Source organism: Dactylosporangium sp. NPDC051087 (assembly GCF_055586325.1).
On record NZ_JBVJIJ010000029.1, the window covers coordinates 87131 to 109601 of the forward strand.

The 22471-nt window shown below is 71.3% G+C and carries 16 protein-coding genes; 9 read left to right on the top strand and 7 right to left on the bottom strand.

Features of this window, described 5'->3' with window-relative positions; genetic code table 11:
* Positions 1-334: 334 nt before the first annotated feature.
* Positions 335-2080 (bottom strand): type VII secretion protein EccE, encoded by a 1746-nt coding sequence (locus tag ACZ6TV_RS42595; RefSeq protein ID WP_465304974.1) that lies wholly within the window; start codon positions 2078-2080, stop codon positions 335-337.
* Positions 2081-2147: 67 nt separating this feature from the next.
* Between ACZ6TV_RS42595 and eccB the strand changes: the two genes are divergently transcribed.
* Entirely contained in the window at positions 2148-3455 is a 1308-nt protein-coding gene (gene eccB, locus ACZ6TV_RS42600; protein ID WP_465304976.1) for a type VII secretion protein EccB, read from the top strand.
* Here the strand turns inward: eccB and ACZ6TV_RS42605 are convergent.
* Positions 3442-4239 (bottom strand): DNA adenine methylase, encoded by a 798-nt coding sequence (locus tag ACZ6TV_RS42605; protein WP_465304978.1) that lies wholly within the window; start codon positions 4237-4239, stop codon positions 3442-3444. The two genes, eccB and ACZ6TV_RS42605, sit on opposite strands and share 14 nt — an antisense overlap.
* Before the next feature lie 126 nt (positions 4240-4365).
* Between ACZ6TV_RS42605 and ACZ6TV_RS42610 the strand changes: the two genes are divergently transcribed.
* Positions 4366-4683, top strand: coding sequence for a WXG100 family type VII secretion target (locus ACZ6TV_RS42610; protein WP_465304980.1), 318 nt, complete (start codon positions 4366-4368; stop codon positions 4681-4683).
* 16 nt (positions 4684-4699) lie between these two features.
* Complete coding sequence (locus ACZ6TV_RS42615; protein ID WP_354781498.1) at positions 4700-4996, top strand: WXG100 family type VII secretion target; 297 nt, start codon at positions 4700-4702, stop codon at positions 4994-4996.
* A gap of 67 nt (positions 4997-5063) precedes the next feature.
* Here the strand turns inward: ACZ6TV_RS42615 and mycP are convergent, their stop codons facing one another.
* Both mycP and ACZ6TV_RS42625 read right to left on the bottom strand, forming a co-directional pair.
* A complete protein-coding gene (gene mycP, locus ACZ6TV_RS42620; RefSeq protein ID WP_465304982.1) occupies positions 5064-6302 on the bottom strand; it encodes a type VII secretion-associated serine protease mycosin in 1239 nt (412 codons plus the stop codon).
* A 514-nt stretch (positions 6303-6816) separates the two neighbouring features.
* Positions 6817-7182: a hypothetical protein gene (locus ACZ6TV_RS42625; RefSeq protein WP_465304984.1), complete on the bottom strand. Its 366-nt coding sequence runs from the start codon at positions 7180-7182 to the stop codon at positions 6817-6819.
* 1804 nt (positions 7183-8986) lie between these two features.
* Here ACZ6TV_RS42625 and ACZ6TV_RS42630 point away from each other — a divergent pair.
* Together ACZ6TV_RS42630 and ACZ6TV_RS42635 are read left to right on the top strand one after the other, a co-directional pair.
* Complete coding sequence (locus ACZ6TV_RS42630; protein ID WP_465304986.1) at positions 8987-11284, top strand: SseB family protein; 2298 nt, start codon at positions 8987-8989, stop codon at positions 11282-11284.
* Complete coding sequence (locus tag ACZ6TV_RS42635) at positions 11281-11643, top strand: hypothetical protein (RefSeq protein WP_465304988.1); 363 nt, start codon at positions 11281-11283, stop codon at positions 11641-11643. Before ACZ6TV_RS42630 ends, ACZ6TV_RS42635 begins: the two co-directional genes overlap by 4 nt.
* Here the strand turns inward: ACZ6TV_RS42635 and ACZ6TV_RS42640 are convergent.
* The gene (locus ACZ6TV_RS42640) at positions 11640-12563 is read right to left on the bottom strand and encodes an alpha/beta fold hydrolase (protein WP_465304990.1); all 924 of its coding nucleotides are present in this window, start codon (positions 12561-12563) and stop codon (positions 11640-11642) included. The two genes, ACZ6TV_RS42635 and ACZ6TV_RS42640, sit on opposite strands and share 4 nt — an antisense overlap.
* A 60-nt stretch (positions 12564-12623) precedes the next feature.
* Between ACZ6TV_RS42640 and ACZ6TV_RS42645 the strand changes: the two genes are divergently transcribed.
* The 3 genes from ACZ6TV_RS42645 to ACZ6TV_RS42655 all read left to right on the top strand — a co-directional run bounded on the left by ACZ6TV_RS42645 (position 12624) and on the right by ACZ6TV_RS42655 (position 17427).
* Positions 12624-13772, top strand: a complete 1149-nt coding sequence (locus tag ACZ6TV_RS42645; RefSeq protein ID WP_465304992.1) for a C45 family autoproteolytic acyltransferase/hydolase — start codon at positions 12624-12626, stop codon at positions 13770-13772.
* Between the two features lie 278 nt (positions 13773-14050).
* On the top strand, positions 14051-16027 hold the full coding sequence (locus ACZ6TV_RS42650; RefSeq protein WP_465304994.1) for a DUF1800 domain-containing protein: 1977 nt from the start codon (positions 14051-14053) through the stop codon (positions 16025-16027).
* Positions 16028-16053: 26 nt separating this feature from the next.
* Complete coding sequence (locus ACZ6TV_RS42655) at positions 16054-17427, top strand: DUF1501 domain-containing protein (protein WP_465304996.1); 1374 nt, start codon at positions 16054-16056, stop codon at positions 17425-17427.
* Positions 17428-18268: 841 nt separating this feature from the next.
* Here the strand turns inward: ACZ6TV_RS42655 and acs are convergent.
* Positions 18269-20233 carry an acetate--CoA ligase gene (gene acs, locus ACZ6TV_RS42660; protein WP_465304998.1) on the bottom strand — a complete coding sequence of 655 codons (1965 nt, stop codon included), beginning with the start codon at positions 20231-20233 and terminating at the stop codon, positions 18269-18271.
* A 151-nt stretch (positions 20234-20384) separates the two neighbouring features.
* Between acs and ACZ6TV_RS42665 the strand changes: the two genes are divergently transcribed.
* Entirely contained in the window at positions 20385-21128 is a 744-nt protein-coding gene (locus ACZ6TV_RS42665) for a Fic family protein (RefSeq protein ID WP_465305066.1), read from the top strand.
* A gap of 242 nt (positions 21129-21370) precedes the next feature.
* Here the strand turns inward: ACZ6TV_RS42665 and ACZ6TV_RS42670 are convergent, their stop codons facing one another.
* Complete coding sequence (locus ACZ6TV_RS42670; protein WP_465305000.1) at positions 21371-22183, bottom strand: HAD family hydrolase; 813 nt, start codon at positions 22181-22183, stop codon at positions 21371-21373.
* Positions 22184-22471: the final 288 nt, after the last annotated feature.

Consider the following 22471-nt stretch of genomic DNA (forward strand, 5'->3'; position numbering starts at 1 on the left):
GACGGTTGAGCGGTCCTGCAGTCGTGCGGTCCGGGCGATCGCGCGCTCTTACGCTCCTGCGGTCGTGCGTCCGTGCCATCCTGCGGTTGGACGGTTGAGCGGTGCTGCAGTCGTGCGGTCCGGCCATCGTGCGGTCTGGGCGATCCGGCAGGACGGTGCCACCAAGTCCTACGCCGACCTCGATCCTGTGCCCCGGGTCCCGCTGCCGGTCGGGCCGTCGGTCTGCGACCTTGGGATGATGGGCGGAGCTTCGTGCCTCTGGTCAGGCGCGACGGCCATGGCAGCGGCGAGTGGCGTCGGACCTGGCCCGTCGGGTCTGGGCGTGGAGGACGGGTCAGCGGGCGGGACCGCCTGTGAGTTGGAGCTCGATCCGGGTCGGGGACATGTGGGCCCAGCGGACGGTGTGACGGCTGACGACGACGCCGAGCATCTCCGGGGGGATGCGTGTGAGCCAGGACGCTGAGGCTTCCAGGCCGAGCACATCGGTGGCGATGACCGCCTCGGCCGGGGTCATGGGCTGGAGGAAGACGAGGTCGGCGCGGGTCAGCAGGTCGGCGTCGCCGCGGGTGAGCTCGTCGCGGATCACGAGCGTGGATCGCCAGGCCGACTCGACGACCGCCGAAGCGGCGTTGGCCGCCGCGGCGGCAGCCGAGGCGGTCGTGGCGGGGGTCGGGCGGCGCGTGGGCGGCGTGGGGTCGAGGATCAGGAGTTGGGGATGGGTGGGGGTCGGCGGGGGTAGAGCGGCGGGCACGCCGGCCGGGAGCAGCGTGATCTGCTCGCCGCCCAGTGCTCGCAAGAACAGGGACCACGCGGCAGGGCGGGTCGACTGGACGGTGACGTGAGCGCCGAGGGCCAGGGCGCGCAGGGCCAGCATCTGCGCGCAGGGCAGGCCGCCGATCAGGACGGTGCGGGTGGGCTCGGGGCGGAACGGATGGATGGTGACCGGGGCGCCGTGCCGGTTGGTGCCGAGCATCAGGCCGGCGGGGCCGGTGGTGGGTGTCAGTGCGGCGAGCTGCCCGGCGTTGACGGATGGGGTGGGAGCGCCGTCGGCGGTCAGGTCGTCCCGGCCGGTGAGCAGGCCGGCCAGGGCGGCCGCGTCGGCAGGGGCGCCGCCGCCGAGGGGGAGCGTGGCGGCCAGCGCGTCGAACTGGGCGCCGGTCAGACGCGTGACGGTGGCGTCGTGGGTCGACGCGAGGCGGTGCAGCGCCGCGATGGCCTGGTCGAGGGCGGACGGGGTGGCGGCCGCGAGACGGACGGCCAGCTCCGCCCGGCAGGTCGCGCCGGGGTCGGCGCCGGTGGTGGTGAGGGCGACCGTCACCGCGGAGCAGGGCAGCGTGAGCACCTCGGTGGCGAGCGGGCCCTCCCGCGGCCGGCGGCGGAGCCGGAACACCGCCTGCTGCAGGCCGCCGGCCTCCAGGCCGCGCCTCGTCTCGCGCAGCGGAAGGTCGGGCTCGTGGTGGGCGGTCTCGGACAGCGCGGCCAGCGCCGAAGGCGTCGACAGCGGGCGGGTCGCCACGCCCGCCTTGCCGAGCTGGCGGCAGGCGCGGCGAACCGCGGCGACGAGGCTGCGCTCCAGGTCCTCGCGTTGATAACCGCCGGCGCGGCGGATGCGCACGCTGAGCAGGACCCGGCGGTGTGCGGGGACCTTGCCCTCGGTGAGCTGCCGATATGACGTGGCCGGAGGGCCCCGGTCAGCGGGCGCGGTCGCGCTGACCAGCAGCTGGAGCCGTGCGGCCGGCAGGTCGGCGGCGGCCGGGGGCAGCAGCGTGGTCAGCGGCGGTAACGGGGGCAATGGGTCGCCGAGCAGTGCGGACAGGTCGCCGACCCGGATCGTCGCGGCGAGCCCGTCGGCATCTTCGACCACGCCGACGTCGACGCCGTCGATGTCGACGGACGACATGAAGGCGCCGGGGCGGACCGTGCCCAGCAGGTCCACGCCGGACAGTCGCCCGGACCGGAGGCCGAGCAGCCCGACGGGTGCCAGCGCGAAGCCCAGCGCCCACGCCGGATGCACCGTCCACGCCAGGACCGACAGCGCCAGCGCGGCCTGCGCCAGCACCACGTGGACAACCTTCTTCATATCGCCCCCCGCCTATGCGACTCAGCGAATATCGTAAAGCGCCGGTACGACATTTTCGGAGGGGTGCATGGCGTCGCGGCAGGACCAGCTGCATTCGTACCAGTTCATGGTCCAGCGCGTGGTTGCCGCGTTGGTCATGCGTGAGACCGACCCGCCGAGATCGCCGTTTCGGCGGGTAGCAGGGGCGACGCTGGTCGGCGTGCTGATCGCGGCTTTGGGCATCGGCGGTGCTGCGGCGTATGCGCTGATTGTCCCGAGCACCTCCAGCAAATGGCGCGACGAAACAGCGATCATTGTCGAGAAAGATACGGGTGCGCTTTTCATATACCGCGAAGAACGACTCCACCCGGTCCTCAATCAGGCCTCCGCGCTCCTCATCCTCAACCGCGCCGGCACCAAGACGATCGAGGTCAGCCGGACCGCGATCGCCGAGGCCCCCCGCGGCGCGCCGCTCGGCATCCCCGGCGCGCCGGCGTCGCTTCCGGCGAAGGCCAAGCTGCACCGCCGGCCGTGGGAGATCTGCACCCAAGGCGAAGCATCAACGCTGTTCATAGACGCGAAGGCGCCACGGGACGGCACGAGGCTCGAAGATCGCGCACTGCTCGTCACGGATCGGACGCTGGGCCTGTATCTGGTCGTACACCAGCGGAAACATCAAATCAGGCAGCCATCCGCAATCCTCCCCGCCCTCGTCTGGTCGGGACGGCCGCAGACCCCGGTCGCGCAGGCGTTCCTGCACGCCATCGCATCCGGCGCCGACCTGGTCGTCCCCGCCGTCGAAGGGCGCGGCCGCAAAGTCGCGGGCGGGACGGTCGGGCAGCTGTTCGAGGTGCGCACCGGCGACCGGGTCGACGCGTTCGTGCTGACCGTCGACGGCCTCGCCTCCGTGACGCCGCTGCAGGCCGCACTCCTGCAGGTCAAGGCGCAGCCGCTCACGCCGGGGGAGTTCGCCGCGCTGGTCCAGGACCGTCAGGTCCGGCCCCTGCCGTCCGGCGCGGGCATGCCGGCCGAGGTGCCGGAGCTTCTCGACGACGGTTTCGGCGCCGCCTGTACGACCAGCGACGCCACCATCACGGTCGGCAACACGCTGCCCGGGCCCGGCGCGGCGCTGATAACGTCGTCGACGTCGGATGCGGGCGCCGTGTTGGCCGACAGGATCGTGGTGGCGCCAGGGGGCGGGGCGCTGGTCCGCACCGACACGGGAAGCCTCACGCTGGTGACGGATCTCGGCCGCCGGCACGCGCTTCCGGACGCGGGCGTCCTTGCCGGCCTCGGCTATCAGGGCGTGGAGCCGGTCGTGGTGCCGGGCGAGTTCGTCGGGCTGCTCCCGGCCGGGCCGGCGCTGGACCCGCAGCGGGCGCTCAGTAGTTCGTGAGGATGAGGTCCGAGCTGGCCCTGGCGTCCGAGCGCAGGTTGATGTCGCGCCGCGTCGCCATCGTCGTCGCGGTGAAGTCGCTGTAGATGCGGCGGGTCGCGTCGGTGTCGCTGTTGGTCATGGTGATCAGGACCCCGCGTCCGGTGGCGACGCGCATCGCCGCGGCCAGGCGCTCGTGGTCCGCGTCGCGGAACTGGCCCGCCGTGTAGCGCTTGAAGTCCGCGAACCCGCCCTCCGGCAGATACGGCGGGTCGAGAAACACCCAGTCGCCCGCCGCCGCCTCGCGCAGCGGCTCCTCGAAATCGCACAGCCGGATCTCGACCCCGGCGAGCGCCGCGGAGGCCGCCAGCAGTGTTTCGCGGCGATAGTACGGCCGGTCATAAGCGCCATAAGGAGCGTTGAAACCGCCCCGCCGGTTGACCCTCCACAGCCCGCGGAACGCGGTTTTGTTGAGGTAGATGACCCGGACTGCACGATCGAGGTCGCTCAGTTCCGCGGGATTCTGCGCGCGCACGGCGGCGAACCGCTCAACGGTGTTCGGCAGCGCGTCGAGGCGCTCCATAACCGCCTCAGGCTGCGTCGCGACGGCGCGGAAGCAGGCGACGAGCTCCGGATTGGCGTCCGACAGCACGGCCTTGGCGGGGCGCAACTCGAAGAACACCGCGGCGCTGCCCATGAAGGGCTCCCAATAGCAGCCCGTGAACGGCGGCGCCCCGGCAACGAGCTGCGCCGCATACCGGGTCTTCCCACCGGCCCACTTGATGAACGACCGGCCATCCGCCACGCGGTCCATCGTAATTGAAGGGTGAAATGCCGGAAGTTATCCACAGGGAGGAATTACGTCTGGTTGTCGATCGGTGATTGCCGATACCGTCGGCGAGTCCGTGATACGAGAGACGGGGTGAGCACCGTGGCACAGACGACACAGGCGCAGCAGGCCGAGCTGCATTCGGCGGCCGCGAGATTCGAGCAGGTCAACGGCGAGCTGCAGAGCATGCTGAGCACGCTGATGCGCCAGCTGGAGACGACCAGGACCGGCTGGCAGGGCGCGGGCGGCCGGTCCTTCGACACGGTCAAGCACGCCTGGCAACGCGACCAGGACACGCTGAACAAGAGCCTGCTCGAGACCGCCGAGGGCCTCAGATCCGCCGGCCGTAACTACCAGGTCACCGACACCGATGCCGGCACCCGCTTCAGGGGCATCGGCAACCAGCAGCTGCCGCTCTGAGTCGGGGGAGACACCCATGGACGACACACTGGTGGTCAACTTCGCCGCCATGGACCACGCCGGGCAGTCCATCCAGAGCGCGCTCAACACGCTCAACGCCAGGCTCGAGGAGGTCACCCAGCTCGGCCGCCGGCTGACCGCCGGATGGCAGGGCGAGTCCCGCGAGGCGTATGCCGCCCGCCAGGCCAACTGGGAGCGCGCCGGCGGTGACCTGGCCGCGACGCTGCGGGAGATCAAGGTCGCCCTCGACGAGTCGATGCGTCGCTACCTGGAGACGGAGCACCGCAACCGGCACCTGTTCCCGCAACGCTGAGCAGCTCCCGAAGGCCCGGTCCGCAGCCAAGCCGCGGACCGGGCCATCACCATGCCCGCAAGACGGGTCAGCGGCGGGCGTGAGGCGTAAACGCAGGCGTGGGCCGGTCCGGGGCGGGGAGGCGCCGGACGCCCGGATGCCAGGCGCGGCGCCGTCCCCGCGGCACCACGACGGCGATCAGCAGCAGGGTCGTGGCCAGCCCGACGCCCAGGCCGGAGAAGAGGAGCGTCCGGTCCTCCGCCGCGGCCCGCTCCGCCGCCCGCGGATCGTTCTTGAGCGGGGCCAGGGCCTGGCCGGTCGGCACGGGTCGCGCACCGGGCTCCTCTGTCAGGGCGCGATAGGGGTTGAGGACGCCCGCGCCGTAGCCCGGGCCGGCCTCGCCGCCGTCGGCGGTTGCCGTGAGGCGGGCGGCGATCTCTTTCGCCGTGAGTTCCGGCTTGTACTGGCGGAGCAAAGCGGCAGCGGCGGACACGAACGGGGTGGCGAAGCTGGTGCCCTCGACCGTGGTGAGGCCGTGCGGAGCCGCGGTCGTGACGACCCGGCCGCCGGGCGCCACGAGGTCCACGAACGGGCCGGTCTGGGAGGACGGCAGGCGTTGACCGTCCGCGCCGATGGCGCCGACGCCGAGGACGCCGTCGTACGCCGCGGGGAACGGGGTCCTGTTCCCCTCCGCGAAGCGGTTTCCGGCGGCGGCGACCAGGACCACGTCCCGGGCCACCGCGAACTGGACCGCCTCCCGGACGGCGGGGACGTCCTGGTAGGACACCAGGGACAGGTTGATCACGTCGGCGCCGAGGTCGACGGCTGACCGGATCGCCGCGGCCACGCCGGCGGGGGTGCCGCGCCGGCCTGCGGTCGTGCCGTCTTCGAGCTCGACCAGCTCGCTCACGCGAAGCGACAGGATCGTGACGCCGGGAGCGAGGCCCTGCATCGGGGAGCCCGCGACGGCACGGGCGGCGATGATCCCCGCCACCCCGGTGCCGTGCCCGACGCAGTCGGCCAGTGAGCCGCCGCCGTCGAGCTGGTCCGGGCCCGCCCGCACGGCGCCCCGCAGCTGGGGGTGTCCGGCGTCGACACCGGAGTCGACGACCGCGACCGTCACTCCACGACCGTCGGCGAGAGGGCTGAGTTTGCGTTGGTCGTACACCTGCGAAGGCCAAGGCAACGAGGTCGGTGCCGGAACTTGTGGCCGGACCGGGGTGGCACAGGGCGGTGGGGCCTGTGCCCCAGCCGTCGGAGGTGCGACAGTGAACCCGACAAGCAGGCATGAAAGACTCAGAACAGCCGATCGGACGAGCTGCGGCATGCGCAGATGGTAGTGGTTGCACCCTCGGACGGTGACGCTCGTGAGACAGGCCTGGGTCGAAAGGCAGTTCGATCGCTATGCTGGCCGGAGCGCTTGCAGGGTCGCACCCCTCGGATTGCCGTGGCCGTATAGGTTAAGTTTCGCGAGCGCGGCGGTTCCGAGCCCGACAGAGGGGGTGGCCCGTGAGCGAGTGGGAGCCGGCCACCGAGGCCGAAGGCGCCATGCGTGACGCCCTGCGCGCTAACGACCAGGAGCAGTATTTCCGCATCCTGGCCCGCACGGACATCATGCTGCCCATCGCGCCCGAAGGCGTGCAGAACGGCGACTCGGGCTGGGGCACCTGGACGACCGAGGGCCGCACGCACGTGCTGGCGTTCACGTCGCCCGAAGCGCTCCGCGAGTGCCTCGCCGGGCATCCCGGCACGCATCGGCGGGTGCCGTTCCGTGACCTGGCGGGCATCTGGCCCAATGTCGAGTGGTGGCTCGCCGTCAATCCGGGCCTGCCGATCGAAGGCTATCTGCCCTCGTGGTTCGTGACCCAGATCACCCGCGGCGACGTCCGCCTGCCCGGCCGCACGCTCGGCGCCCGGGCGAGGATCGAGCAGGCGTCCGGTCCGCGGGCCCGCGCGACGGCCCAGGTGCCGGTCCGCAGCGTGCCCAACCAGCCCGCGCCGACCCCGATCGAGCGCCAGCGGATGAAGGCCGAGTCGGCGCCGACCTCCGCCCCGCCCGGGCCGTTGGACGGCCAGCAGGGCTTCCCGACGTCTGGCGGACCCGCGGGCCGTTCGCCTTCCGGGCCCCCGCCGAAGCGTGACGTGCCGCCGCCCGACGTGGCGCCGCCCGGGGCGTTCCTGCCGACGCGGGCGGACCGCCCGGTCAACTACGAGCGCACGACCGGTGCGGCCGGCTATGACCGGCCCGCCGACTTCCGCCGTCCTCGGCCGCCGATGCCACCGGCCGCCGCCGCGCCGCCCGGGCGCGGGGGGCTTTTCGATGACTCGGACCGGTCCTCGCTGGACGTGCCGGGCGAGCGCGAGCTGTTCGGCGAACTGAAGCCTGACACGCCTGGTCGTTCGCCGGGTTGGTCGCCCGGTGCAGACACGCGCCCGGCGCACCCCGCCAAGCCGTCCGGCCTGCCGTCGCGTCCCGGTGCCGGCGAGTCCGGTCTGCCTTCGCGTCCTGGTGGCGGTGAGTCCGGCCTGCCGATGCGGCCTGGTGCCGGCGAGTCCGGCCTGCCGATGCGGCCGACTTCGCCCGCTCCGGGCTCTGCCAATGGGCCGTCGGGCCTTCCGTCGCGTCCCGGTGGCGGTGAGTCCGGGCTGTCGTCGCGGCCTGGCGGTAATGGGTCGGGCCTGCCGATGCGGCCGACTTCGCCCGCGCCGGGTTCTGCCGGTGGGCCGTCGCGTCCGGGTGACGCCGGCTCGTCAGGGCTGCCGATGCGGCCCACTTCGCCCGCCGGGGGCTCGCCAGGGCTGTCGTCGCGCCCGTCCACGGCGCTCAGCAGCTCGTCCGGCCTGCCCGCGCGGCCGTTGGCGTCGGGCGGCCCCGGCGGCGGCCTGCCGGCCCGTGGCGCCCCTGCCGGCTCCGAAGGCCAGGATCAGGACGACCGTGAGGGCGATCCCCGTCGGTACTGGCCCCGCCGCGAACCCGCCCGCAGCCTCGGCGAGATCTTCACCGAACATGCCGACCCGGTGATCCCTGCCGCGTGGCAGCCACCCCCTGACCTGCCGCAGTCGACCGCCCCGCCGCTGCCGACCCGCCAGCCGGGCGGCCGCTCCGAGGCCGAGGCACCTGTGGCGTTCCGGTCCGGCGAGGGCGGCGCGCTGCCGTCCCGACCCGCTCCGGGCGAGGCGGGCGCGTTGCCGTCCCGTCCCGGCGCCGATGGCCCGCTGCCGTCGCGCCCCGGTCCTGGCGATGGGCCTTCGCGTCCCGGCGACCCCGGCTCCCGCCCCGGCGGGTTCGGCGGTCCGGGCGCTCCCGGCTCCTTCGGTGGTCAGGGCACCTCCGGTCATCCCGGCGGCTTCGGTGGTGCTCGGGGCGCTTTCGGTAGTCCAAGCGGTCCCGGCACGCCGGCTGGTTCGAGCGGCCCCGGCACGCCTGGTGGTCAGGTCGGTCCAGGCGCGTCAGGTGGTCCGGGTGCCTTCGGCGCGCCTGGTGGTCCGGGTGGCCCCGGTGCGCCAGGTGGTCAGGGTGCTTTCGGTGCGCCGGGTGGTCCAGGCGAGGCCGGTGCATTCGGCGGGCACGGGGCTCCGGGCGCCCCCGTTTCGGGTGCTCCTGGCGGGTTGCCGTCGCGGCCCGGGGCCGGGCAGGGCGCTGCCCCCGGTTCGTTGCCGTCGCGGCCCGGGGCCGGTGAGCAGGGTGCTCCTGGTTCGTTGCCGTCGCGGCCGGGCGATGGTCGTGGTGAAGGCGACGCCGGTTCGTTGCCGTTGCGGCCCGGGCTGGTCGATCCTGGCGCGTTCCGGCCCGGGGAGAGCGGCCCGTCGCAGTCCGGGGCTCGCGAGGGTGGATTCCTGCAGTCCGGGGCCGGTGGCTTCGGACCGGGACGGGGCAGGGCCGACGAGCCCGCCGCGTTCCATGACGACGACCCCCGGCAAGGGGGATCCGGCTCGCGCGCCGGTGAGCAGGGCGGGTTCCTGTCGAGCCCCACATCCGGCGAGGCCGGACCGCGGGGTCAGGAGCCGCCGTTGCCGTTCGACCGGCCGGTGTTCGACCGGCCAGGGTTCAGCCGCCTGGACATCGAGGCGCCCGAGGTCGACGAGCCGCCCGCGGCGTCGGTCGACGCGCCCGTCAACGAGCCCAGGTCCCTGTTCGGCCCGGTCAAGGGGCGGGCGAAGGCGGCCGGGTTCGGGCGGACCTCCGACCTGGACGATCACCCGTTCTTCGCCGACTCCGAGCCGTCCGAGTTCGACCGGCCGGTGTTCGGGGCGCCGGACCGTGACCAGCGCCAGCAGGCACCCCGTGAGCAGGCCCCCTGGGGTCCGGACGCCTTCGACCAGCCGGGCCGCGACCAGCTCGCCCGCGAGCAGGCCGCGCAAGAGGCCCGCGACCAGGCAGCCCACGAAGCCCGCGAGCAGGCCGCGCAAGAGGCCCGCGACCAGGCAGCCCACGAAGCCCGCGAACTGGCCGCGCAGGAAGCGCGCGAGCTGGCCGCGCAGGAGGCGCTCCAGCAGGCTGCCCGTGAGCAGGCCGCCCGAGCGGCCCGTGAGCAGGCCGAACGTGAGCAGGCCGAGCGGGAACAAGCCGCCCAGGAAGCGCGCGCCCAGGAAGCCCGGGAGCAGGAAGTCCGCGAGCAGGCCGCCCGTGACGAGGCCCGCCGACTGGCCGAGCACGAAGCCGCTCAGGAGGCGGCCCGAGAAGCCGCCCGGGAAGCGGACAGGGAGGCCGAGCGCGAAGCGGCCCGAGAGCGTGCCACGCAGGAAGCCGCGCGGGAGCTCGTCGCCCAGCAGGCCCGTGACCTCGCGGCGCAGGAAGCCGCCCGAGAGAGCGCGGACAGCGCCGAGGAAGAAGCCCGCCACGAGACCGCGTACGAGCCCTGGCGCCCGTCCGAAGCCTCGATGGGTCTCGACCTCGCAGCCGAACTGAGGGCGATCGAGGAGCGCGCCGCCCAGGCCAGGGCCGCCGAGGAAGAGGCCGCCCGCGAGCTGGCCGAGCAGCTGCGCGCCATCGAGGAGCGCGTCGCCAGGTCCAGCGCAGGCCAGGACACCCGGCTGCGCGGCGAGGACGAGCGGGAAGACCACCCGGCCCGCGCCGACAGCGAGTCCACTCAGGCCATCGGCCTGCTGGGCGAGGAGCGCGCCACGCCGGTGTCGTTCTTCGCGGGCGGGGAAGGCGCTGACGGTACACCTGCCGCAAACGCGACGGGAGCGGCGCCGTCGAGCGAGGTCAGGTCCTTCTTCGAGACGGTCTACGAGCCCGACGTCGTCGACGAGCCGCCGGCGCGCCCGCACGACGACGTGATCGACGCCGAGGTCGTGCAGGTGCCCGCCGCGACGGTCCCGGTGAAGTCGGCCGCGGCGCAGGCGAGGGACTTCCGGCCGGCGAACACCGTGGAGCAGGACCTGTTCGAGGCGGTCCAGGCCAACAGCACCGACCGCTTCCTGTCGACGCTGCTGCTGGCCAAGATCCTCGTGCCGGGCTGGTCCGGTGAGGGTCTGATCGACCCGGCGACGTGGCGGACCGAGCACATGAACGGCCTGCCGCACCTGGTCGTCTTCACGTCCGCGGAGCGGATGGCGGACCGGCTCGGCGGCGACGCGCAGGGCAGCTGGATCAAGTTCACCCGGCTGATCCGGAACTGGCCGCCCGGCGACCAACTGGCGTTCGCGGTCAACCCGGACTCGCCGGTCGGGGCGGTGCTGCCCGGCACGGAGGTCGTGCAGCTCGCTACGTGGGCCGCCGAGCTGGGCCTGGGCGTCGACGAGCCCGAGCCGCCGCAGCCGGCACAGCAGCAGAAGTCGGCGCAGCAGCCGCGGCCGGCGTTCGAGCCCGCGGCGTCCAGCGGGCCGCTGCTGATGCAGAAGCCCATTTCGCCGGAGCAGTTGTCGTACTACCTGGAGCGCGGCTACGACCGGGTGTCAGGCTTCGTGCACCGGGCCGGCGAGGTGGCCCACCTGCAGACGCCTGAGCAGCTGTATCAGGCGCTGGGTCTGGGGTACGCGGGTTCGTCGTTCAAGCCGGACGCCGAGGAGGCGTACGTGCTGCGCTGGAAGGCGTACCGCGGCGACCTGTACCGGATCCCGTACGGCGGCTCGCACGAGGCCGGCATGCGGGCGATGGAGGGCTGGGTCATCGAGCGCCCGCCGTTCCGCGGCAACGGGTTCGCGCCGAGCGAGACCAGTGACGTGATCGCCGAGTTCAAGGTGGACAGTGCGCGGCTGCCGCATCACGCGGAGCTGTGGCGCCTGCGCCGCGACGGCACCCAGGAGCTGATCGCCAGGCTCGACGCTGACGGGCCGGCCTGGCGGAAGGGCCAAGACTCGTGATCCGCGACGGCTACGCGGCCCGCTGGCAGGGCGCCGAGTATGAGGCCAGCCCCGACGGCGACAGCGTCCGCCTGTACCGGCCGGATCCGAGCGACGGCTTCGAGGAGGTCCGGCCCGGCCGGTTCCGCCGGGTGGTGCCGCTCGGCGAGGTGGACTTCGCGTATGTCCGCACAACGTGCTTCTGGCGCGACGAGCCGTTCATCGTCCTCGGCGAGCACGACGGATGGCTGCGCGTCGAATACACCGGCGGCAAGGCGACCGTCGCGGCCGAGCTCGGCCTCGAGGAGTTCGACTACGGCGTCTACCAGGGCTGGGCCCCTCGCGCCGACGTCAGTGAGCTCCGGGAGTATCGGGTCTAGCCCGTTTTGATCCAGCGCAGGATCTCCCCGGTGATCAGCTCAGGCTGCTCGACGTGAGGGAAATGTCCGACGTCGGGTAGCAGGCGCCACTCGTACTCGGCCTGGGCGTAGCGGCCCGAGCCCTGCGCGGTCCGCGGCAGCACGGCCGTGTCCACGGCGCCGTGCAGCTGCAGCACCGGCGCGGTGATCGGCCGCTGGAGCTGCTTGACGAAGCGGTACCCCTGCAGCCGCAACGCCGATCGTGCCGCCCACCGGTAGGTCTCCAGCGCGCAGAACGCGGCCTGCGGGATGCGCATCGCCTCCCGGCAGCAGCGCTCATAGTCGCGGAACTCGTCGGTGCCGACCCACGCCGGCCCGCCCCACATCGCCAGGTATTCGCCGACCAGCGCAGCGTTGTGCCTGGTCAGGACGTGCTCGAAGCGGGGCAGCTGGAACTTCAGCACGGGCCGGGCGGCGGCGAGCTGCCCGCGCGGGTCGGCGGCGAGCGCCGCGCGCAGCCGCAGCGGGTGTGCCGCGCCGAGGACGACCAGGCGCCGGACCTGCTTCGGGTGGAAGGCGGCGGTCGCCCAGCCGATCATGCCGCCGTACCCGGCGCCGACGAGATGCGCGGCGCGTTCGCCGAGGGCGCGGATCAGGCCGGCGACGTCACCCGCCATCGTGTACCCGTCGTAACCGCGTGGTGGCTTGTCGCTTGCCCCATAGCCGCGCAGGTCGACGGCCACGGCCCGGAAGCCGGCGTCGGCGATCGCGGTGAGCTGGTTGTGCCACGCGTACCAGAACTCGGGAAAGCCGTGCAGGAACAGCACCAGCGGTCCGGTGCCGGCTTCCACGACGTGGAACCTCGTGCCGTTGGCGCTGACGAAGCGGTGCGACCACGGCCCGTCGATCATGACGCACGTGTCGTCAACCGAGGGGTTCATGTTGCTCAGCGTAGGTCCCCGGAGCTCAGATCCCTGCCAGGCGACCGGCTGTGATCCGCTGTGATCTTCAAGGCCGAGGGTTCTGTGCAGGGGGAGGTCACGCTTAGCGTTCAGGCCATGAGCCTGCCGTTGCCGCTGGTCGAAGTCTCGGGCACACCCGGTGAGTGTGGCGTCGCTTACGGTGCTGCCGCTCGCTCGTCGATCGCCGCGAACACCGCCAACTATCTGGAGCGGTTCGCGGCGGTCGGCCTCGACCGTCCGGCCGTCCGGCGCGCCGGCAGCCTCTTCCGCGCCGCGTCCCGGCAGCACGCACCCCGCGTGGCCGACATGCTCGACGGTGTCGCCGAGGGTGCCGGTGTACCGGTGGACGAGATCTACGCCCTCAACGCGCGGACCGAGCTGCTCTACGGGTCCGTTTCCTCCTCGGAGTGCACCTCGATCGGCGTTCTGGACTCGCGGAGCGCCACCGGTCACACCCTCCTGGCCCAGAACTGGGACTGGCATCCGGCGCAGCGTCCGTACACGCTGCTGCTGGCCACCCGGGACGAGCAGGGATCGACGGTGCTCACGCTGACCGAGGCCGGCATGCTGGCCAAGGCCGGGTTCAACGACGCCGGGCTGGGCGTGTGCGTCAACATGCTCACCTGCGACCGCGACGGCAGGCCCGGTGGGGTGCCCTATCACGTCCTGCTGCGCGCGGTCCTGGAGCAGCGCGTGCTCGGATCGGCGCTACGGGTCGCGTGCGCCACTCCGCGCGGCGCGAGCATCAACCTGCTGATCGGTCAGGCGTTCGCGGCGGGTGTACCGGGGGAGGTCATCGATCTGGAGGTGGCTCCCGGTGATGTGGGCGCGCTGCATCCGGTCGATGGCGTGATCACCCATGCCAACCACTTCGAGGCGCTGTCGACGGTGCACGACACGCTGCGTGACTTCGGCGGCTCGTCGCTCTTCCGCAGTGCCCGGGCGCGTCGCCTGCTGGGGACCTCGGTGATCGGGGAGAAGGACCTGCAATCGGTCCTCGCCGATCACGGCGGCTACCCGCAGGCGATCTGCCGGCACGACGTGGGCGCCTCGACGGAGGAGGACCGGTCGGAGTCGCTCTATGCCGTGATTCTCGACCTCGACGAGCGCCGGATGTCCATCGCCGCCGGCCCGCCGTGTCACGCCGATACGTATCACGAGGTCCGACTAACCGGACTTTTCGCCTGATCGCTATGGTGCAGAGCCACCTTAAATGTACCTGTGCTGATCTCGCTTGCGCGGGCCTTCGGCGCTCGCTCTGAAAGGCACGTTTTCGCAGCTCAGCTCGGTTAAGTGCGGCCGCCTGGAGGTGACCTTCACGCTGGGTCGCCGCAAGGCTCCTTAAGTCCTGGTCAGAGCGCTTCATACGCGGCTTGTCCCTGCTCCTGGCACGCACTACCTTCCCGATCGACGCACGTGAGCCCCCACATCGTCGGAATCGGGATTTGTAGATGAACGAGCGAGACGTGCCGAGACGGCGCCCGGGACAGGGCCCTGACGGTAACTATGACCCGTACGCCGACTCGTACTACGAGTCCGGTTACGAGGACCAGCCGGCCCGGCGCCCGCAGGCCTCCCGCGCCATGCCCGCCGACCGCGGCGGCTCCGGCCCGCACTTCTACGACCCGAGCACGGCCGCTCGCAACTACGGCGGCGGTGCCGGCCTGCCCGACATCGAGGACGAGGACTTCGAGGACGAGGAGCCGTCGAACTGGCGCCGCCGCACGGCGATGATCGCCATCGGCGGTGGCGCGGCCGCCCTCATCGGTGGTGGCGCCTACGCCGTCACCCAGTTCTTCGGCGAGGGCACCGACCCGTCGAACGCGGCCGCCGAGACGCCCGTCGACACCGCGGCCCCCGCGTACGTCGACCAGAACCAGAGCCTGATGAACGGCCAGGCCGGCCTCGGCATCCGCAAGAACACGCCGACCACGGGCAACTCCTTCGGGACCCCGGCCGACGCGGCCAAGAACGCCAAGGTCACCGCGAAGACCGTGCTGCCGACCAAGGACCCGGTCCGGCACCTCGCCTCGCGGCTCACCTTCGGCCCCAACGCCAAGACGATCGCCGATATCAACAAGCTCGGCATCAACGGCTGGATCGCCAAGCAGCTCAAGCCCGAGACGATCCCGCTGACCCGCGGCGAGCAGAAGGCCGACGCCGAGCTCGTCACCTGGGCCATGTCGTACGAGCAGCTCAAGGCGCAGCGCGAGGACCTGGACAAGAAGGGCATCCAGGCGGACGAGCAGAACGTCCGGTACGCGATCGCCAAGCAGCTCTTCTCCGACCGCCAGCTCTTCGAGATGATGGTCGACTTCTTCGGCGACTACTTCCACGTCGCGGCCTTCCACGAGGGCAACGAGCTGACCCGCGCCTCCTTCGAGCGCGACGTCATCCGCAAGCACGCCCTGGGCAACTACGTGGACATGTTCGTCGCCGGCAACAAGCACGCGGCGCTGCTGAAGTACCTCGACCAGGACGAGTCCTCCAAGGACCAGATCAACGAGAACCTGGCCCGCGAGAACCTCGAGCTCTACACGGTCGGTGCCTTCAACGGGTACACCGAGACCGACGTCCGGCAGGCGGCCATGCTGCAGACCGGCCGCAGCGTGCGCGACAACCAGTACGTGTACCGCCCGGAGCAGCACTACGTCGGCCCGATCAAGATCATGGGCTTCTCGCACCCGAACCCGGACGCCGCCGGTGGTGAGGCCGTCCAGGAGGCGTACTTCCGCTACCTGGCGCTGCACCCGAACACGGCGCGGTACATGGCGCAGAACCTCGCGACCCGCTTCGTCTCCGACGTGCCGCCGAAGACGCTGGTCGACGCGATGGCCAAGACGTACCTGGACAAGAAGAGCAACATCCCGGCCGTGCTCATGACGATGCTGAGCCGCACCGAGTTCTGGGCGTCCGTCGGCCAGAAGGCGCGCCGCCCCGGGGAGTACCTGACCGCGACCTACCGCGCGCTGGAGATCGGCGCCGAGGCCCCGGCCGGCTTCACCTCGAACAACATGAACCTCAGCCCGATGGTGCAGGGGCTCGGCGACATCAAGCGCAAGCTCGAGGAATACGGCCACGCCCCGATGGAGCTGCCGACCCCCAACGGCTACCCCGACGTCTACGTCGCGTGGACCTCCGCCGGCACCATGGTCAACCAGTGGAACGACGCCTACACCGCCGTCACCGGCGGCCGGCGCCAGTTCACCTGGCAGAAGCCCGAGGCGATCATCGCCAGCCCGCCGGCGACCGCGGGCGCCTACCTCGACGCGCTGACGAAGAAGCTCATCAACGTCACGCTCGACAACGAGCGCCGCCTGGCGATCCTGCACATCCTCGGCCCGGCCACGACGGCCAGCACGCCGGTCGACGCCACCTTCAACGGCGCGATCGCCGCGATCATCCGGGCCATCTTCGCCACTCCCCACCACCACCTTCGGTAAGTCGAGGCATACCAATGGAGAAGACAGTGAACGCACCTCACCCGTCACTGCACCCTGAGTGCCCCGACCTGCTGAAGCTCGGCCCCAACCGCTTCGAAGCCGCCCTGCGTGCCGAGGCTGTCGCGGTACAGGAGGAGCAGAAGGCGACCCGGGACGAATACCTCGAGCTGTCCCGCCAGGAAGACGAGCAGGACGAGGGCAAGGGCGTCACCCGCCGGCGGTTCTTCGTCGGCGCGGCGGCCACCACGACCGCCCTCGCCACCAGCCAGTTCCTGACCACGCAGGCGTCCTTCGCGGCCACCCCGACGGGCACGCTCATCCACGTGTTCCTCTACGGCGGCGCCGACGGCCTCTCGCTGTTCGCCCCGATGAACGACGCGGTGCTGCAGCGGGTCCGGCCCAGCTTCACGCTGCCGGAGAACGGCTCGATCGCCCTGGACCGCGGCTTCGGCCTCAACCAGTCCTTCACGCCGCTGAAGAAGTACCTGGACGCGGGCCAGCTGGCCTTCATCCCGGCCGTCAGCGACCGGCGGCTGGACCGCAGCCACTTCAGCGCGACCGACATCTGCCAGCTCGGCGGCCTCCCCGCCGAGACCGGCGGCATGGGCTGGCTGACCAACCTGGCCGACAAGCTCGGACCCGGCACCGCCTTCCGCGCCATCGGCATCGGCTCGACCCTGCCCCGCTCCCTCGTCGGCGGCGGCGGCGCGCTCGCGCTCAACAACGTGGCGTCCCTCAACGTGAACGGCGACGGCAAGTTCAAGCAGGCCACCGTCGACGCGATCCAGAAGCTCTTCACCGGCACCAACCACCCGATCGAGACCCCCGTGAAGGCCGGCATCGACGCGCTCACCCTGGCGTCCTCGCTGGCGCAGAAGGGCTACACCCCCACCGAAGGCGTCAAGTACGCCGGCGTGGGCAACGCCTTCAAGGAACTCGCCCAGCTCATCAAGGGCGGCGCCAACGTCCGCATCGCCACGATCGGCATGGGCGGCTGGGACACCCACGAGAACCAGGGCACCCGCGGTGGCTACGTCGCTCAGCACTACGGCGAGCTGGCCGCCGGCATGGCCGCCTTCTTCGACGACCTGGGCGACCTGGCCGGCAACGTCACCGTCATGGTCTCCACCGAGTTCGGCCGCCGCGTCGCCGAAAACGGCGGCGGCACCGACCACGGCAAGGGCGGCGGCGTCATCGTCCTCTCCGGCAAGAAGCTCGCCGGCAAGCTCCTCGGCAAGTGGGACGGCCTCGGCACCCTCACCAACGGTGACGTCCCCGAGATGAACAACATGTTCAGCGTGTTCGGCTCAGTGGCCCAGGGCCGCTTCGGCCTGACCGACGCTGAGGTCGGGCAGATCTTCCCCCGCCAGACCTACACGCCGGTCAAGATTTACGCGTAGCTCCACCTACGCGTGAACAGGGGCGGCTCCGGTCCCGGGAGCCGCCCCTTTCCTATGCCCGACCTCGCACAGTCTCTGGTCGATCGCTGCTCTCCGCTGCCAGCCGATCGCGCGACAGGCGCCCGGCCTGCGCCTTCCGTGGGTGGGCGGGCGTAGGCATTCGCCTGGTCCGGCATTCTCGGAGTCGCCCCTCGCCCTGCCGGCGACGCGATGCGGACAGCCGCGACCATCTCAGGCCTTCGTGTGCACCGACAGGCTTTCGTGCACCCCCGGCTCCGTGACCACCGCAGGCTTTCGTGGGCACGGACCTGCATGCCTCTCACAAAACCGCGCGCCCGACGGAAGGGCTCCCGTGCGCCCGTGACCGCCTCGCCCTGGTGCGCTTGCCCGCCAACACTGGGTGCCGTCAACCCGCGGCATCGGTCTCGTGTCCGGATCGGTCTCGTGTCCGGATCGGTCTCGTGTCCGGATCGGTCTCGTGTCCGGATCGGTCTCGTGTCCGGATCGGTCTCGTGTCCCGATCGGCCTCGTGTCCGGATCGGTCTCGTGTCCCGATCGGCCTCGGCGGCACGGCACCCGGCGGGGTCGGCCTCGAACCTGCCGGACGTAAACCCCGCCCAGCCCTCCACCCACGCGTTGCGTGCAGGGCCGGGACGCGTGCGCCCACGACCGCCGCGCCCAGGATCCTGCGCCCAACCTTCCTGGTCGGAGCTGCCTGGTCGGAGCTTCCTGGTCGTGCTTTCCCCCGTGCTTCCTCTCGTCGCCAGCCGACCGCGCATCGTGCGGCAGGACCTCCGTGACGGGCTGGCGGGGGAGACCCCCGCCAGCCCGGTCGGAGCGGTCAGTCCTCGGACTTGCCCGACTGGAGGCCTGACGAGATCAGGTCCATGACGGTCGAGTCCTGCAGGGTGGTGACGTCGCCGAGGCTGCGGTTCTCAGCCACGTCGCGGAGCAGACGGCGCATGATCTTGCCGGAGCGGGTCTTCGGGAGCTCGGGCACGAGCATGATCTGGCGGGGCTTGGCGATCGGCCCGAGGGTCTTCGCGACGTGGTTGCGCAGCTCCTGGATGAGCGCCTCGCCGGCGTCGCCCTCGGTCTCCACACCGCCGCGCGGGATGGTGAACGCGACGATCGCCTGCCCCGTCGTCGGGTCGGTGGCGCCGACGACCGCGGCCTCGGCGACCTTCGGGTGGCTGACGAGCGCGGACTCGACCTCGGTGGTGGAGATGTTGTGGCCCGAGACGAGCATGACGTCGTCGACCCGGCCGAGGAGCCACAGGTCGCCGTCGGCGTCCTTCTTGGCTCCGTCACCGGCGAAATACATGCCCTGGAAGCGGGACCAATACGTCTCTTTGAAGCGCTCGTCGTCGCCCCAGATCGTGCGCAGCATCGACGGCCACGGCTCGCGGAGGACCAGGTAGCCGCCGCCACCGTCGGGGACGGACTGGCCCTGGTCGTCGACGACGTCGGCGGCGATGCCCGGCAGCGGGCGCATGGCGCTACCCGGCTTGGCGGCGGTGACGCCCGGCAGCGGCGAGATCATGATCGCGCCGGTCTCGGTCTGCCACCAGGTGTCGACGACGGGGCAGCGGTCGCCGCCGATGTGCTCCCGATACCACATCCAGGCCTCGGGGTTGATCGGCTCGCCCACAGAGCCCAGCAGGCGCAGCGAGGAGAGGTCGAACCCGGCGGGGATGTCGTCGCCCCACTTCATGAACGTGCGGATCGCGGTCGGCGCCGTGTACAGAATGGTGATCTTGTACTTCTGGACGAGCTCCCAGAAGCGGCCGCGGTGCGGGGTGTCGGGCGTGCCCTCATACATGACCTGCGTGGCGCCGTTGGACAGCGGCCCGTAGACGATGTAGCTGTGGCCGGTCACCCAGCCGATGTCGGCGGTGCACCAATACACGTCGCTGTCGGGCTTCAGGTCGAACACCGCGTTGTGCGTGTAGCTGGCCTGGGTCAGGTAGCCGCCGGTCGTGTGCAGGATGCCCTTGGGCTTCGCCGTGGTGCCGGACGTGTACAGAATGAAGAGCGGGTGCTCAGCGTCGAACGGCTGCGCCGTGTGCTCGGCGGACGCGGTCTCCACGACGTCGTGCCACCACAGGTCGCGGCTGTCGTCCCACTCGACGTCCTGGCCGGTGCGGCGCACCACGATGACCTTCTCGATGCTCGACGACTTGGCCGCGGCCTCGTCGACGATGGTCTTGAGCCCGCTGGGCTTGCCCCGGCGGAAACCACCGTCGGCCGTGATGACGACCTTGGCGCTGGCGTCGTCGACCCGGCCGCTGAGCGCGTCGGCGGAGAAGCCGCCGAAGACCACGCTGTGGGTCGCGCCGATGCGGGCGCAGGCCAGCATCGCGACGGCCGCCTCGGGGATCATCGGCATGTAGATCGCGACGCGGTCGCCGGCGGCGACACCGAGGTCGGTCAGCGCATTGGCGGCCTGGCACACCGACCGGTGCAGGTCGGCATAGGTGATCGTGCGGGTGTCGCCGGGCTCGCCCTCCCAATGGATGGCGACCTTGTCGCCGCGGCCGGCCTCGATGTGCCGGTCGAGGCAGTTGTACGCCACGTTGAGCTGGCCGCCCACGAACCACTTCGCAAACGGCGGGTTGCTCCAGTCAAGCACCTGGTCCCAGTCCTTGGCCCAGCTCAGCCGGCGGGCCTGGCGCTCCCAGAAGGCGAGCCGGTCCTGCCGTGCCTCGTCATAGGCACCCTCCGTCACATTGGCGGCGGCGGCGAACTCGGCAGACGGGGGGAACTGCCGTGTCTCGTTGAGAAGGTTTTCCAAGGTCTCGCTCATCGGTGATGGCTCCTCGATGTGGTCCAGCTCTCGCAAGCAGGCTAGTTGGGGGGTGTGACAGTTTGCGAGTGTTCTGCGCTGAGTGGCGCCTGTGGAGCGCCGGGCTCTTCTGTAAGCATTGTTACCAGTAGAGGCACGATACCGTTTGCCCGTGCAAGCTGACCCACTCGCTCCGCTGTTGGATCTCGCCGACGTCAGGCCGGCCTTCGACTCGGCGCGCCAGGCCGTCGACGCGGCAATGCGCCACCGTGCCCTGCGCCGCTCCGGCGGGCCCGTCGCGGCCGAGGTGGCGCTGCGTTCGTCGGTCGCGAGCGCGGCCCTGGACACGCACGGGTTCGACCTCGAGGGAGTGCGAGCGGGTGTCGTCACGGATCCGGTGGTCCATGGCGCGCTGCGGGCGACCGCCGCGTTGGACGGGCTCACGGCGACCTGGTCCAAAGCGCCCCGGCAGGCACTCGCCAGGCTCCACACGCTGATCGCGCGCGACGTGGTGCCGGAGGCGTCGCTCGGCCGCCCGGACGGACCGCAGGCGGCGGCACGGTTGGAGGCGCTGTCGGCAATTGTGACCGGCGGCACAAAGGTTCCCGTGTTGGTGCAGGCGGCTGTCGTACATGGGGAGCTTCTGGCACTGAAAGCTTTTGAGGGGCCGAACGGGGTGGTGGCGCGTGCCGCGGCGCGACTGACCCTGATCGGCGGCGGGTTGGACCCCCGCGGCCTGCTGGCGATGGACGTCGGGCACCGTAGCCGGGAGCCGGAGTATGTCGGTGCGGCCAACGCCTTTGCGACCGGCACCCCGGACGGCCTGCGCTCGTGGCTGCGCCACTACGCGACCGCGGCCGAGCGGGCGGCGGAGGAGCTGGTCGAGATCTGCGACAGCGGCGTATACGCACAGTGAACGGCGCCTCATGCAGAGGCGCCGTCACACACGTCCTACCGGGTTACCATGCGTGCACTTTGAGTCCGTTTGTCGGCGGTCCTTGCGAGAGCCGCCGCAACGCGCCTACCGCGGCTGATCGCTCGTGGGTGCCCGGTGGCCGTGCACGAGATCCATGTCGGGTCCCGCTCTTCTTTTCTACGCCGTGACCTCCACGAGCGGAAGTCCTCGGCGACAGAATGTGACGCATGGTGCCGGTGTGATCAGGCCGCGGTGATGGCTGCCTTGGTCCGGCGATGCTTGCTGTACAGGGCGAACGCGATGGCCAAACCGACGCCGACACCGATCGCGGCGGCCGTCACCGGCACCGCCGGCCGCTCCCGCAGGCGACGGCCGAGGGGGATCGGATGGCGGAACGCGAGCATCGGCCAGCCGCGCTCGATGGCGATCTTGCGAAGGCCCCGGTCGGGATTGACGGCCGTCGGGTGTCCGACAAGGCCCAGCAGGCCCGCGTCCGTCACCGAGTCGGAATAGGCGAAACAGCTGGCGAGGTCGTAATCGCGCTCGGCCGCGAGCTCCTTGACCGCCACGACCTTGTTGGGCCCCGCGGCGTAGAAGTCGACGGCGCCGGTGTAGCAACCGTCGTCGCCGATGACCATGCGGGTCGCGACGATGTCGGTGACACCCAGCTGCTCGCCGATCGGCCGCACCATCTCGTCGCCCGACGTCGAGACCAGGACGACGTCGCGGCCGGCGGCCCGGTGCTCCTCGATGAGCAGCACGGCCTCCGCGTAGATGTAGGGGCTGATCAGCTCCTCGAGCGTCTCCCGCACGATCTGCCGCACCTGCTCGGCGCGCCAGCCCTTGACCAGGGCCGCCAGGTAGTCCCGCGTCTTCGCCATGGTCTGCTCGTCGGAGCCGCCACCGACGCGGAAGAGCAGCTGTGCGTAGGCGCCCTTGATCACGTCGCGGCGGCTGATCAGTCCATCGCGATAGAACGGTCGACCGAAGGCCAAGGCGCTTGACTTGGCGATCACCGTTTTGTCCAGGTCGAAAAACGCGGCGCTACGCCCCACGGCGGGCAAGTGTAGCGTTGACAGGCATGGCGTGGGGCCCAGACCTGCGAACCCGGCCACGGATCACGCTGGGCAAAGGGTTGATCACTCATGATTACCGCAGGGTGAAATATTGATTGGCGTTCTGGGCGTGTTGCGGGCCGGTCCCACTCGACGTATGGCGGTCCACTCAGGCATGCTTATGTTTGCGACGAGGTTTCACGTCCAAGCGACAACGACCCGTTATTGACTCTCAGCGGTTGCACCCCCCGTAGCCGCTGAGTGGGTTCGGCTCGACCCCCCCGGAGC

Bases quoted from the DNA above. Each gene is read 5' to 3' on its own strand.
- ACZ6TV_RS42595 (WP_465304974.1), bottom strand. From the start codon at position 2,080: ATGAAGAAGGTTGTCCACGTGGTGCTGGCGCAGGCCGCGCTGGCGCTG.
- eccB (WP_465304976.1), top strand. From the start codon at position 2,148: ATGGCGTCGCGGCAGGACCAGCTGCATTCGTACCAGTTCATGGTCCAG.
- ACZ6TV_RS42615 (WP_354781498.1), top strand. From the start codon at position 4,700: ATGGACGACACACTGGTGGTCAACTTCGCCGCCATGGACCACGCCGGG.
- mycP (WP_465304982.1), bottom strand. From the start codon at position 6,302: ATGCCGCAGCTCGTCCGATCGGCTGTTCTGAGTCTTTCATGCCTGCTT.
- ACZ6TV_RS42640 (WP_465304990.1), bottom strand. From the start codon at position 12,563: ATGAACCCCTCGGTTGACGACACGTGCGTCATGATCGACGGGCCGTGG.
- acs (WP_465304998.1), bottom strand. From the start codon at position 20,233: ATGAGCGAGACCTTGGAAAACCTTCTCAACGAGACACGGCAGTTCCCC.